Source organism: Fonticella tunisiensis (assembly GCF_004364155.1).
Classification (GTDB): Bacteria; Bacillota; Clostridia; order Clostridiales; family Caloramatoraceae; genus Fonticella; species Fonticella tunisiensis.
Map to the genome: position 1 here is coordinate 68,688 of NZ_SOAZ01000009.1, position 12,964 is coordinate 81,651.

At 39.6% G+C, this 12,964-nt stretch carries 12 protein-coding genes and 1 riboswitch; of the genes, 3 read left to right on the forward strand and 9 right to left on the reverse strand.

Annotated features, from left to right (window positions below; all coding sequences use genetic code 11):
- Positions 1–4: 4 nt before the first annotated feature.
- A riboswitch (SAM riboswitch) is annotated at positions 5–118 on the reverse strand.
- Between the two features lie 222 nt (positions 119–340).
- From EDD71_RS06965 to EDD71_RS06975, 3 genes are all read right to left on the reverse strand, one after another.
- Positions 341–700: a YmaF family protein gene (locus EDD71_RS06965; RefSeq protein WP_133628024.1), complete on the reverse strand. Its 360-nt coding sequence runs from the start codon at positions 698–700 to the stop codon at positions 341–343.
- Between the two features lie 123 nt (positions 701–823).
- The gene (hslO, locus tag EDD71_RS06970) at positions 824–1,693 is read right to left on the reverse strand and encodes an Hsp33 family molecular chaperone HslO (protein ID WP_133628025.1); all 870 of its coding nucleotides are present in this window, start codon (positions 1,691–1,693) and stop codon (positions 824–826) included.
- A 2-nt stretch (positions 1,694–1,695) separates the two neighbouring features.
- Positions 1,696–2,439: a class I SAM-dependent DNA methyltransferase gene (locus EDD71_RS06975; RefSeq protein ID WP_133628026.1), complete on the reverse strand. Its 744-nt coding sequence runs from the start codon at positions 2,437–2,439 to the stop codon at positions 1,696–1,698.
- Positions 2,440–2,717: 278 nt separating this feature from the next.
- Here EDD71_RS06975 and EDD71_RS06980 point away from each other — a divergent pair, with 278 nt between their 5' ends.
- On the forward strand, positions 2,718–3,677 hold the full coding sequence (locus EDD71_RS06980; protein WP_133628027.1) for a type I phosphomannose isomerase catalytic subunit: 960 nt from the start codon (positions 2,718–2,720) through the stop codon (positions 3,675–3,677).
- A 45-nt stretch (positions 3,678–3,722) separates the two neighbouring features.
- Here EDD71_RS06980 and EDD71_RS06985 read toward each other — a convergent pair whose 3' ends face one another.
- The 6 genes from EDD71_RS06985 to EDD71_RS07010 form a co-directional block, all read right to left on the reverse strand.
- The gene (locus tag EDD71_RS06985) at positions 3,723–3,953 is read right to left on the reverse strand and encodes an alpha/beta-type small acid-soluble spore protein (protein ID WP_133628028.1); all 231 of its coding nucleotides are present in this window, start codon (positions 3,951–3,953) and stop codon (positions 3,723–3,725) included.
- 72 nt (positions 3,954–4,025) lie between these two features.
- The gene (locus tag EDD71_RS06990) at positions 4,026–5,024 is read right to left on the reverse strand and encodes an ABC transporter ATP-binding protein (RefSeq protein WP_279233011.1); all 999 of its coding nucleotides are present in this window, start codon (positions 5,022–5,024) and stop codon (positions 4,026–4,028) included.
- Positions 5,024–6,046, reverse strand: coding sequence for an ABC transporter ATP-binding protein (locus EDD71_RS06995; protein ID WP_133628029.1), 1,023 nt, complete (start codon positions 6,044–6,046; stop codon positions 5,024–5,026). The genes EDD71_RS06990 and EDD71_RS06995 overlap by 1 nt, the downstream gene beginning before the upstream one ends.
- A 12-nt stretch (positions 6,047–6,058) precedes the next feature.
- Entirely contained in the window at positions 6,059–6,976 is a 918-nt protein-coding gene (locus EDD71_RS07000) for an ABC transporter permease (protein ID WP_133628030.1), read from the reverse strand.
- 10 nt (positions 6,977–6,986) lie between these two features.
- Positions 6,987–7,934 (reverse strand): ABC transporter permease, encoded by a 948-nt coding sequence (locus EDD71_RS07005; RefSeq protein WP_133628031.1) that lies wholly within the window; start codon positions 7,932–7,934, stop codon positions 6,987–6,989.
- A gap of 71 nt (positions 7,935–8,005) precedes the next feature.
- Complete coding sequence (locus EDD71_RS07010; protein WP_166636378.1) at positions 8,006–9,691, reverse strand: peptide ABC transporter substrate-binding protein; 1,686 nt, start codon at positions 9,689–9,691, stop codon at positions 8,006–8,008.
- A 1,041-nt stretch (positions 9,692–10,732) separates the two neighbouring features.
- Here EDD71_RS07010 and EDD71_RS07015 point away from each other — a divergent pair.
- Together EDD71_RS07015 and dapA are read left to right on the forward strand one after the other, a co-directional pair.
- Positions 10,733–11,716, forward strand: coding sequence for an aspartate-semialdehyde dehydrogenase (locus tag EDD71_RS07015; RefSeq protein WP_207669298.1), 984 nt, complete (start codon positions 10,733–10,735; stop codon positions 11,714–11,716).
- A 359-nt stretch (positions 11,717–12,075) separates the two neighbouring features.
- Complete coding sequence (dapA, locus tag EDD71_RS07020; RefSeq protein ID WP_133628034.1) at positions 12,076–12,957, forward strand: 4-hydroxy-tetrahydrodipicolinate synthase; 882 nt, start codon at positions 12,076–12,078, stop codon at positions 12,955–12,957.
- Positions 12,958–12,964 lie beyond the last annotated feature (7 nt).

Sequence of the window (12,964 nt, forward strand, 5' to 3'; positions counted from 1 at the left end):
CATCTTCTTATCTCTCAGCCTATTGCTGCAGGAATTAGCACATTTCCAGCTTAAAGCACTTTAAGCTGGCTGTTGCCGGGCTTCACAGGGCCAGTCCCTCCACCTCTCTTGATAAGAAATAACTATTAAGTTTTCTTAATTATATCAACTATCCATTTCCATGTCAACTAAATTTTTGAAAATAATTGCCTTCTATCTTTTTTCGTAAGGGATTGAAATAAGCAAAATAAAAAGAAGGAGGCAAAGGTTTAAATCTCTGCCTCCTTGTTAAATCATGATTGAAATTGTAACGGCGTATTAAAAAGATGGCCGTTCAATAATCAATCAAAGTGGAGTAACATTATAATAATGGACTTTCGATAAGGGTTGCAAAAACAAACTCATGGAAATGGCCATCATCAATAGTAGTTTCTCCTTCAACAAAGTGTACATGCTTTCCATTTCCTACCGGTATAGCAGGTCCAGTTTCAACTCCCACTTCATGAAGATGATCGAAAAAGTCAGTGTTGGTTAAAATGGCATGCTTGTGGCCTCCACCAGGTAAAGGTATTACCTCGCTGGTAACTCCTGCAAAGCGGTGGTTGTGCCTTTCTTCCCCTCTCTCTGCTAGTCTTGTGCTGCCAAGGAATTCGTGTACATGAGTCTGGCCTTCTTTTTCTTCACGATAGTTTTCTTCTTGTTGATTTTTGTTATATGACATGATATCACCTCCTTTGGTCAGTACATAATATGTCGAAATATATTTGATGTTACTATAAAAGGTAAAAATCCGGATAAAGGCTTAGCTTTATCCGGATTAAAAGAATCTATACTTACAATTTTCCTACGCTTTTATTAACGCATCTATTTCTTCCCTTGTAAACTTATATTTCTGATTGCAGAAATGGCATTCTATCTGTATGCTTTCATCCTTTTTAAGGTCTTCAAGCTCTTCCCTGCCAAGGGCTATAAGGGCCCTTTCTATTCTCTCCCTTGAGCAGTCACAAACATAATCTGTTTCTATCCTTTCATGTATCTTAAGGTCCATGTCATCAAAGAGCATGTTCAGTATATCCTCTGCCGATTTTCCTTCTGCAATGAGGGAAGATAGCGGCGGAATTTCTTCCAGCCTGTAGGTTATAACGTCAGCAAGAAGCTCGTTTGCACCTGGCATCATCTGTACGATAAGTCCTCCTGCCGCCTTTATGGACCTATCCCTGTCAACCAGCACCCCAAGTGCAACGGCAGATGGCACCTGTTCAGAAACTGTAAAGTAATATGCAAGGTCATCCCCTATTTCTCCTGTATATATTGGCACCTGGCTCGTATATGGTTCCTTCAGTCCAAGATCCTTTATAACTGTAAGCATTCCATTTTTACCTATGGCCCCTCCAACATCGAGCTTTCCCTTTTCGTTAAGAGGAAGGTCCACATAGGGGTTTGAAATATATCCCTTAACGTTTCCCCGTGCATCAGTTGATGCCACAAGATTTCCAGCTTCTCCACCGCCGTTCATCGTGACGGTGAGCTTATCCTTTTTTCCCTTTAGCATAACTCCCATTATGGAAGCACCTGTTAAAAGCCTTCCAAGGGCTGCAGAAGCAGTAGGACTTAAGTTGTGTATTTGCCTGGCCCTTTCAACCATATCAGTAGTTATTGTGGCAAAGAGCCTTATCTCCCCATCCCTTGCTGTTGCTCTTAAAACGTAAGCCATCCTTAATCCTCCTTTGATGCTATAAAAGTCGCCCTTGCAGTTTTATCATATACGGGCTTAAAACTGTAGTCATCATATACCTCAACTCTTTTAAAGCCTGAAGCTTTTAAAGCCCCAATAATATGTTCAACTTCATATATTTTCTGTATATGATGTTCCTCCATCCTTCTATACAGTTTACCCTCTTTGATAAAAAAAGTGATATACATTTCAATTATATCATCATCGACATAGTTATCCCATATGTAACATAAATCCTCCTCATTCATTGTGAAGGTATTGTTGCCTATAAGGTTTCTCAGCTTATAGGATGTGCTTATATCAAATATAAAATATCCTCCTCTGCTTAAATGGTCATAGACCCTTTTAAAGCTCCCCAGAAGTTCATCCTCTTCAATTATATAGTTATATCCGTCGCAGAAGGATGCTGCGATGTCAAAATCTCTGTTTAAACAAAAATGTGCCATATCCTGGTTTAAAAAGTTTATCCTCATTCTTTTGGATCTGGCTTTTTCCTCCGCTACGGAGAGCATTTCATGGGATATGTCGATGGCAGTTACATCCAGGCCAGCTTCTCTGAGCCTTGTGGTCATATTTCCTGTTCCACACCCAAGCTCTAAAAGCCTTTTTCCTTTTATATCAATTCCCCTGGACTCCATATATTTTTTAACAAACTCCATCCATTTATCATAGTCTGCGTCAATGGTCATATCATATATTTCAGCAAGGCCTGTATATTGCTCCATTTACTCACCACCATGTATAAGATTATAATGGCAAAATAATGTTATATCCTTTATATTATTATTTATTTTAACGCAAAAAGCAATCAGGTAAAGTAGACTATTATGCTGATTAATTCGGTTCAATGGAATATATTTTTTTACTTAAGCACTTTCTGACACCGTACTCTGCTGGAAATATTGATTTGTGCAAATTCGAATAATTATATATAATTTAAATAAAGAATGAATTGAAACATAAGATTAGCGCAGACTTTAAACTGCTCATAAGGAGGAATATCATGCTTTATCCGCTATTTTTCGAACCAGTATATAAAGAAATAATCTGGGGTGGAAGAAACCTTGAAAAGGTGTTTAACAGGAACCTGCCTGAGGGCAAGGTTGCTGAAAGCTGGGAGGTATGCTGCCATAAAAATGGAATGAGTATAGTTTCTAATGGAGAGTTTAAGGACAAATCCCTTGAAGAACTTATAAAGGAACATGGAGAAAGGCTCCTTGGAACAAAGGCATCATCCCTTGACCGATTCCCACTTTTAATCAAATTCATCGACGCAAACGATAGGCTGTCCGTTCAGGTTCACCCGGGAAATGAATATGCATTAAAGGTTGAAGGCGATCTGGGTAAAACGGAAATGTGGTACATACTGGAGGCAAAGGAAGGTGCAAAGCTTATATATGGTACAAAGCCCGGAGTATCAAAGGAGGAATTTAAAAGAGCGATAGAAAATGGCACCCTCGAAGACTATTTAAACTATGTGGACGTTAAAAAGGGAGATGTTGCCTTCATTCCTGCAGGTACGGTACATGCTATCATGGATGGCCTGCTGATTGCAGAAATTCAGCAAAACAGCGACACCACCTACAGGGTATACGATTGGAACAGAGTTGACAAAAACGGAAAGGGAAGGGAGCTTCATATAGATAAGGCCCTTGATGTAATAAACTTTGACTTTAAGGGAGAGGTATCAAGGCCTGTTCTCAATGACTTCGAAGGATATTCAATTGGAACCCTGGTTACCTGCGATTTCTTTACCGTCGACAAAATCGTCATAAATGAAAAATACGTTGACAAAACTGACGGAACCTCCTTCTTCATATTTACAGCAGTTGAGGGGGAGGGAGAGATTATTTATGATGATCAGTCATATCCCATAAAGTCTGGTAATACATTTATGGTACCTGCTGATCCCCATGAGTTTACGATTAAAGGTAACTTAACACTGATTAAATCCTATCTATAATTAATTCTCCGGTCTTTATAGGCAGTCGCCAAAGACCGGAGAATTTTATTTGTTCCACCTTCTCCCGCTGTCCCTGTTAAGCTTCGTCATAATTCCCCCTATCCTTCCTGTCTCTTCAGACGTAAGACCATCCCAACCGCATTTTTTCACCTTATCCAAAAGGCCCAGTTCATCTGCTATTTCGTACTTTATTTTTTCCCTCTCCATCATCTCAGGGGTAAGCTCTTTATTTGATTTAAGCCTGGCCTTTACCTTCTTTTTAAAAGGAGTTGTCATAAAATCACCACCTGTACAAAAATAAAACTCCCCCTTGTATTATTTTTACAAGGAGGTTCTATTTTATACATATTAATATAGGTGGCATGCGACAAAGTGCTCTTTATCAATCTCTTTAAGAGGAGGAGTTTGTTCAGCACAAACTGGTTTAGCATAGGGACATCTTGCCCTGAACCTGCACCCTGGTGCTGGGTTTATAGGGCTTGGTACTTCACCCTCAAGCATTATTCTCTTCCTGGTTCTTTCAACCTCAGGGTCAGGTATTGGAATAGCTGAAAGAAGTGCTCTTGTATATGGGTGAAGGGGGTTTCTGTAAAGCTCATGGCTTTCAGCAAGCTCAACCATACATCCAAGATACATAACCGCAACCCTGTCTGAAATATGCTTAACCATGGAAAGGTCATGGGCAATAAATAAATATGTTAAACCCAGCTCCCTCTGGAACTTAATAAGAAGATTTACTATCTGGGCCTGTATTGAAACGTCAAGGGCTGAAATAGGTTCATCGCACACAATGAACTCGGGCTCAATGGCAAGTGCCCTTGCTATCCCTATCCTCTGCCTCTGTCCGCCTGAAAATTCATGTGGGAAACGGCTGGCATGCTCCTTATTAAGGCCTACCATGCCTAAAAGCTCGTAAACCCTGTTCATTCTTTCCTTTCCTGAATACATTCCATGTATATCAATGCCCTCTGCGATTATATCGCCAACTGTCATTCTTGGGTTCAAGGATGCATAGGGGTCCTGGAAAATGATCTGTGCCTGTTTTGTAAAATCCTTTCTCTGTTTTGCATTCATCCTGTGAACATTTTGACCCTTAAATAAAACTTCGCCGTCGGTTGCACCATACATTCCTATTACCGTTCTTCCGCAGGTTGTCTTTCCACATCCCGACTCCCCAACCATTCCAAGGGTTTCTCCCTTTCTTATGATAAAGGATACGTCATCCACCGCCTTCAGTATGGCACCCTTTCCAATGTGGAAGTATTTCTTTAAATTATTAACCTCTACCAGTACTTCACCCTTTTCTATATGATTGGGCATATCTCTATTTAAAACCCTTGCTTCCATTATAAACCTCCTCCCGTTTCCACTGCTATTTCATCAACCCTTGGTGCAAGCGGATGATGCAGCCAACATGACGCCTCATGGGTATCGCTTATCTTTGTTACAGGCGGTGCCTGCTCCTTACATATTTGCATGCAGTATTTGCAGCGCGATGCAAAGGGACACCCCTTAGGTGGAGCAATAAGATCAGGCGGCGTTCCCTGAATTGAAACAAGGTCCTCCTTTTTTTCAGAATCAAGCCTTGGTACTGCCTTCAAAAGGGACCATGTATATGGATGCCTGGGGCTGTAGAACAGTTCATCTGCATTGCCCCTTTCTACAATTTGCCCTGCATACATAACGATAACCTTCTGAGCAATATCTGCAACGACCCCAAGGTCGTGGGTGATGAGTATTATCGCGGTACCAAGTTTTTTTTGCAAATCCTTCATAAGCTCAATAATCTGAGCCTGAATCGTAACATCAAGTGCAGTTGTAGGCTCATCGGCTATAAGTATCTTCGGGTTGCAGGCCAGGGCAATGGCTATCATCGCTCTCTGCCTCATACCACCAGAGAACTGATGAGGATATTGATTTGCCCTGCTTCTGGCATTTGGAATATTTACAAGCTCAAGCATCCTAACGGCTTCTTCAAAGGCCTGCTTTTTATTCATACCTCTATGGATAATAAGGCTTTCAGCTATCTGATTTCCTATCTTCATCGTAGGGTTTAAGGATGTCATAGGATCCTGGAATATCATGCTCACTTCAGCACCCCTGTACTGCTGCCATTCCTTCTTTGAAAACTTCAATATGTCCCTGCCATCAAACAAAATCTGGCTGCCTTCCTTTATTTCTCCTGGAGGAGTTTGTATAAGCCCCATTATACTCTTGGATGTAACTGTTTTTCCACATCCTGACTCTCCAACTATTGCAATGGATTCTCCCCTGTCAAGTTCAAAGGAAACTCCTCTAACAGACTGAACCTCCCCTGCATAGGTATGATAGGAAACCCTTAGATTTTTAACTTCCAGTAACTTTCCCATTTTGCTACCTCCTTATTGACGTAGTTTTGGATCAAGTGCGTCCCTTAGTCCGTCGCCGAGCAAGTTGAAAGCTATCATAGTTAAACATATTGCAGCTGCAGGGAAGAAAAGTTCATGGGGATAAAATTCGAATACCGTCTGACCAAAGGCTGCCATAGCACCCCAGCTGGTCATAGGAGGCTGTACTCCAAGACCTATAAAGCTTAAGAAAGCCTCAGCAAATATAAACCCGGGAATGCTGAAGGTAACGTAAACTATAAGCACGCCTATAGTATTTGGGATGAGATGCCTTGTAATTATTCTTCCCGGATCGCTCCCAAGCGCCTGGGCAGCAAGAACATACTCGGATTCCTTAAGCTGCATTACCTGACCTCTGATGATACGAGCTATTCCAACCCATCCCGTTATAACCAGTGCAATAATTAGAGAACCAAGACCCTGACCAAGTACCACGGAAACAAGTATAACAACTATGAGGTATGGAATGCTGTTTATAACTTCTACAATTCTCATCATTATGTCATCCACAAGCCCGCCGTAGTACCCGCTTATGCCTCCATAGATACAGCCGACGATTACTTCAATAATAGTACCAATAATACCTATTGCAATGGATATCCTTCCTCCAACCCATGTTCTTGCAAACATGTCCCTTCCAAGCTGATCAGTACCGAACCAGTGCTCCGCTGACGGCCTCTGATTCGATATGTTTGTGAACTGCTCATCGAATTTATATTTTGTTAAATATGGGCCGATTATAGTCATAAGCACTATTATCATAAGAATCGCCATGGAAAACATGGCTAATTTGTTCTGCTTTAATCTTCTCCATGCATCCTGCCAGTAGGTTATATTGGGTCTTAATATGGCCTCTGCATCTTCATTTTCACAGCCTATAATCTGAAACTTTTCCTTGTTTAGCTCTAACATAATCTCACCCCTATCTCTTTTCGCCTGTTACTCTAATTCTCGGGTCAATTACACCGTACAATATGTCAACAACCAAAAGCGATATGATGTATAGTGCTGCAAAGAATATTGTAGTTGCCATTATCATGGTATAATCCCTGTTGTTAATGCTCTGCACATAATATTCACCAAGACCTGGGATGGAAAATATTCTTTCAATTATAAAGGAACCTGTTATAACCCCCGCAATTTGCGGTCCAAGTATTGTGATAATGGGGAGAATTGCGTTTCGAATAATGTGCTTCCATATGATTGCAACGTTTGAAACTCCCTTTGCCCTAGCCGTAAGTATATAGTCCTGGTTTACTACATCGAGCACTGAAGCCCTCATATACCTTGCATAGGTTGCAATACTTCCAAAGCTTAATGCTATTGTAGGAAGAATTGTAAATTTAAATCCTGAAGTCCAGACGTTTACCGTAGGCCATCCAACCGTCGGCAGAATACCACCTGAAAAGAAGTACTGCAAAAGTACGGCAATAACAAAGCTCGGAACTGAAATACCTAAAATGGCGATGAACATAACCAGGTAATCAATCCATGAATTTCTCCTAAAGGCAGCCACTATCCCAAGAATTAGTCCTATTATCAGTCCAAAAGTCACCCCCTGAAGACCGAGCCTTGCCGATACGGGAAATCTCTCACGAATTATTTGATTTGCAGTTAGTCCTGGAGTTTCAATGGACTCTCCAAGATCTCCCTTAATTACATTTTTTAGATAATCTATATATCTCAAATATACCGGCTTGTCCAAGCCGTATTTTCTCCTGATATTTTCCTGTATCTGAGGAGGCAATTTCTTGGCCTTAACGCTTATAGGGTCCCCTGGGATTGTGTTCATCAGGAAAAAGGTTACGGTTATAATTACCCACATGGTAAGAACCATATACCCCAGTCTTCTTATTACAAATCTGGTCATTTCACATCCTCCCTTAATAATATATATATACTACAACGGGGTGTTCGCCCCGTTGTAGTATATTAAATCTATTATTGTCTTCCGCTTGTATAAGCGTATTTAATTTCGTAATCCATTCCGAATAATGGTGCCTGGAAGCCCTTTACGTAATTCTGCAGGAACAGGTGCTTATCCCTGTATGCCACTGGAGCTATACCTGCGTCCTTAACAACGAGTATCTCTTCCATTTGTTTGAATAGTTCAAGTCTCTTGTTGAAGTCAGCTTCCTTTCTAACCTTGTCAACAAGAGCGTCATAATCCTTGTTGCTCCACTTTCCTGGGTTATTACCATTTCCTGTTGTAAACATATCGAAGAAGGTCATCGGATCGTTGTAGTCACCTGCCCAGCCCATTGCACTTATTTGATATTCTCCTCTGTCTACTCTATCGACGAATTGTGGGAAGTCTGAAGTTGACTCAATCTTAATCTTCACTCCAAGCTTTGTTTCCCACTGCTTCTGATACCATTCATCGAGGGTTCTTGTAAGTGTATCCGTTCCTGATGAGAGATATAAGAACTCATACTGCTTGTTTGGATCAAGTCCAAGGTCCTTTAATCCTTCCTGGAACAGTGCCTTTGGATCCTTGTACTGCTCCATGGCGGCCTTTAGAGGCTCCGGAACTTCCTTTCTGTATTCCTTATCCCCATTTAACAGTGCATATGGAGCCCATCCATAGGCAGCATAGTATCTCTTCATTACATTCTTTACATAGTCTTCCCTATCAAGTGCAAGGGAGAATGCAAGCCTTACCTTCGGGCTTGAAAATACCTTTGACTTATCGTTTACGTTAAAGAATACGTATGTTGATGATGGTGCATATCCTGTCATGTATGCAATCTGTCCCTTTTGAGCCTGTTCCTTATACTTTGTGAGGTATTCTCCTCTGGCTCCTACTGCGTCAAGCTGTTTTGTTTCAAACATCTTCATCCTTGAAGCTTCTTCCTTTACAACCTGGAAGTTAACGGTTTGAAGTTTAACGCTTTTTGCATCCCAATACTTTTCATTCTTCTTAAGAACAACCTTTGAACCCTTTACCCACTGTTCAACTACGAATGGTCCGTTGTATACAAGCTTGGCTGGATCCTGTCCATATGTTTCTCCAGCTGCCTCAACGATATCCTTTCTTAGAGGAACAAGGTTTTTAAATGCAACGATTTGATCAAAATATGGAACAGGGTTGTTTAAAGTTACCTGAAGCGTCTTCTCGTCGATAACTTTAATCCCAACATCCTCTGCCTTTGCATTACCAGCGTTATATTCTGCAGCGTTCTTTATATCAAATATGAAGTATGCATAATCCGATGCAGTATTTGGGTCGAGCAACCTGAGCCATGCATATTTAAAGTCTTCAGCTGTTACCTTCTTACCATCTGACCAGCTATAGTCCCTTAAATGGAATGTCCATGTAAGGCCATCCTCTGACTTGTCAATCTTTTCTGCCCCGGCAAGTTCAACCTTATCCTTCTGTCCATCGTTTGTTATTCTTGTCATACCCTCCATTACTTCGCCAATTATCTGGCCTGAATATGAGTCTGTAGCCTTTGAGCTGTCAAGAGTCTTAACATCGGCTGGAAGGATAAGATTTAAGTACTGATCCTTATCAATCTTATCATTTGAGTTGTTGCCTGCCTGCTGGCTTTTGCCGCATCCAGTCAGCCCTACTGAAAGAGCAAGCACAAATGCAACCACGGCAGCAAACATTTTTTTGCTTTTCATTAACATATTCCCCCTTTTTTAATGTTTTATTTATATTTATAACCGCCATCAGCAGTTATAAGCTTGGTTGTATTAATTTTTTATCTCCCAATTTAATGTATTTATATATACACAACGGGTATATAAGCATGCTAATTCTTTATAAATACGGTAATTCCTTCTACAAATTCAAAAAAATAATATTTTTTAATGAATTATATGAGAAAAACAAAACTCCTATTCCAGTTAATTCACAAAATATAAAAATAGTTGAAAGAGTTAAGATACAAAATTCAATTTTTATAAACTTATATCATTTTTATATTTTTAAGATTTTAGATTGAACATAAATCATATATTTTATTTTTCGACACATTTCGCGCATTTTATATGTACAATTTGCAATTTTAAAATGGACAAGTTGCTTTTTATGTATATTATCACCCTCAAATAACTTTGTCAATTATGTATTTTTCATTAACAAATCGAAAATAATTGCCATATATCAGAATTAAGTTTATATTTCTTCAACTTTCTCCGTATTATATTTCATTTTAAAAAATTTTTGCAATGATTTTTCGGTTTATATTCTTTGTGTTAAACTGGCACAACATGAAACGAAATTCACCATAAGATTATGAAAACAGTTTCATTGGTAATAATCTAAACCTAAGCTAAGAAAGCTTTTATATTTACCTTAACGTTTTGCAGTACCTAAGCGGAAATAAAAAATATATGAAATTCACATAAAGCGGGCAATTAGAAGTTCTAGGCGAAGGGATGCAGAAAAATCCTAGAACTTTCGTGACTTAAGCAAGGCGAGTTTAACGAAAGTTCTTGATTTTTCAAATCCCGAGCCTTAGAACTTCTTTGCTGAGCGTACTGGTGAATGAAATATATTTTTTATTGCAGCGTCGGCCTTTAGATATTTTCTACTTTTATTCCAATGGGCTTTTCAGAGTGGCAAAACTAATTTAAGTTACTTTTAGCTATTAAATTACCTTTGTGTTATAATAATTTTATTAATGTATATTTATATATCAATTTATAGGAGGTATAATAATGGGCGTTAAACTTGCTGTAGTAGGTGCTACCGGTATGGTTGGCAGAACCTTTTTGAAGGTACTTGAGGAAAGAAATTTTCCTATAGATGAACTTTACCTTTTTGCTTCTAAAAAATCCGCCGGAAGCACCCTTAATTTTAAAAACAATGAATATGTAGTTGAGGAGCTCAAGGAAGACTCATTTGACAGAGGAATAGACATAGCCCTTTTTTCTGCTGGAGGAGATACCAGCTTAAAATACTCTCCAATTGCTGCTTCCAAGGGATGTATAGTTGTAGATAACAGCAGCGCATGGAGAATGCACGATGAAGTTCCCCTTGTGGTTCCAGAAGTTAACCCGGAGGATATAAAGTGGCATAAAGGGATCATCGCAAACCCCAACTGCTCCACAATACAGGCTGTTGTTGCTTTAAAGCCCCTTGACAGCAGTTTTAAAATTAAAAGAATAGTATACTCGACATATCAGGCTGTTTCCGGTGCAGGACTTGGTGGATTTAACGACCTCAAAAAAGGCATTGAGGGAGAACCTCCAAAGAAGTTCCCTCACCCAATAGCATTCAACATGCTTCCTCACATCGATGTGTTTTTAGATAATGGATACACCAAGGAAGAAATGAAGATGATAAATGAAACGAGGAAGATAATGCACAGGCCTGATTTAAAGGTTACTGCAACCACTGTAAGGGTTCCTGTTTATTATGGACACAGCGAATCCATTAACGTAGAGTTTGAAAGGGATTTTAACATGGAGGACGTATATCGTGTGCTTCATAACAGCCCTGGAGTTGTTTTAATGGACGACCCATCCAAAAACATTTATCCTACCCCTCTTTATGCAGAAGGTAAGGATGAAGTCTTCGTTGGAAGAATAAGAAGGGATGAAAGTGTAGATTACGGCATTAATATGTGGGTTGTAGCTGACAACATAAGAAAGGGTGCCGCAACAAACGCTGTTCAAATTGCAGAGCTTCTTATAAAGTAAAATAAAATTTTAAAACTCATTAAAATTCTGTTTGTAAGTCATGCATCCGTTTTCACCTTTCCCTATGGGTGAATGGTTTTAGTTATATGAATTAACTTAGAGTAAATTAACTCGTTGTGCTAGATAAATTTGCAGATAGGCGCTTCGATAAAAAATATATTTCATTCACCAGTACGCTTGGCAAAGAAGTTCTAAGGCTCGGAATTTGAAAAATGTGAATTACATATATTTTTATCGACCCTCAGCCCCTGAACTAGCACAACGAGTTAAACTATAATTACAGTAGATTCTTTTAAATTGCAATGTACTACCCTTACTGCATATAATATAATTAAATAATTAAAGAAAGGATGATTTATATGAGCCTTTTCACGGGATCGGGCGTTGCCATCGTAACCCCATTTAATGAAGATGGCGTAGATTTCAAAAAGCTTGAAGAACTGTTGGAGTGGCATATAGCAGAAAAAACCGATGCTATTATAATATGTGGAACCACTGGCGAAGCTTCGACCATGAGCGAACAGGAAAGAAAGGAAACCATAAAATTTACAGTGGATGTAGTAAAGGGAAGAATACCTGTAATTGCCGGAACAGGAAGTAACAATACAAAGGCCGCCGTTGAAATGAGCAGGTGGGCTGACAACATTGGAGTTGATGGTCTCCTCGTTATTACACCCTATTACAACAAAACAACCCAAAGGGGTGCCATAGAGCACTTTAAAGCCATCGCCGAAGCTGTAACAAAGCCAATTATAATATACAACGTTCCATCGCGAACGGGTTTTAATCTTCTTCCAGAAACATTATATGAGCTTTCAAAGGTTAAAAACATCGCAGCAGTTAAGGAAGCAAGCGGAAACATATCCCAGATAACTGAAATTGCGGCACTTTGCGGGGATAGGCTTGACATATACTCAGGAAATGACGATCAAATAGTTCCAATACTTGCCCTTGGCGGAAAGGGAGTTATATCCGTTGTAGCAAATATTCTTCCACGGGATACCCATGAGCTTTGCGAGAAATATTTCAGCGGCGATATAAAGGGCTCACTTGAGATTCAGCTTAAGATGTTCCCCCTTGTTAAAGCCCTATTTATAGAAACAAATCCAATACCTGTTAAAGCTGCCATGAACCTTATGGGAATGAATGTCGGGTCATTAAGGCTCCCGCTTGTTGAAATGTCATCAAAGAACCTTGAGATATTAAAGAAGGAAATGGCTGCATATGGAATTGAATTCTAGAGGTGAA

Bases quoted from the DNA above. Each gene is read 5' to 3' on its own strand.
- EDD71_RS06965 (WP_133628024.1), bottom strand. From the start codon at position 700: ATGTCATATAACAAAAATCAACAAGAAGAAAACTATCGTGAAGAAAAA.
- hslO (WP_133628025.1), bottom strand. From the start codon at position 1,693: ATGGCTTACGTTTTAAGAGCAACAGCAAGGGATGGGGAGATAAGGCTC.
- EDD71_RS06975 (WP_133628026.1), bottom strand. From the start codon at position 2,439: ATGGAGCAATATACAGGCCTTGCTGAAATATATGATATGACCATTGAC.
- EDD71_RS06980 (WP_133628027.1), top strand. From the start codon at position 2,718: ATGCTTTATCCGCTATTTTTCGAACCAGTATATAAAGAAATAATCTGG.
- EDD71_RS06985 (WP_133628028.1), bottom strand. From the start codon at position 3,953: ATGACAACTCCTTTTAAAAAGAAGGTAAAGGCCAGGCTTAAATCAAAT.
- EDD71_RS06990 (WP_279233011.1), bottom strand. From the start codon at position 5,024: ATGGAAGCAAGGGTTTTAAATAGAGATATGCCCAATCATATAGAAAAG.
- EDD71_RS06995 (WP_133628029.1), bottom strand. From the start codon at position 6,046: ATGGGAAAGTTACTGGAAGTTAAAAATCTAAGGGTTTCCTATCATACC.
- EDD71_RS07000 (WP_133628030.1), bottom strand. From the start codon at position 6,976: ATGTTAGAGCTAAACAAGGAAAAGTTTCAGATTATAGGCTGTGAAAAT.
- EDD71_RS07005 (WP_133628031.1), bottom strand. From the start codon at position 7,934: ATGACCAGATTTGTAATAAGAAGACTGGGGTATATGGTTCTTACCATG.
- EDD71_RS07010 (WP_166636378.1), bottom strand. From the start codon at position 9,691: ATGAAAAGCAAAAAAATGTTTGCTGCCGTGGTTGCATTTGTGCTTGCT.
- EDD71_RS07015 (WP_207669298.1), top strand. From the start codon at position 10,733: ATGGGCGTTAAACTTGCTGTAGTAGGTGCTACCGGTATGGTTGGCAGA.
- dapA (WP_133628034.1), top strand. From the start codon at position 12,076: ATGAGCCTTTTCACGGGATCGGGCGTTGCCATCGTAACCCCATTTAAT.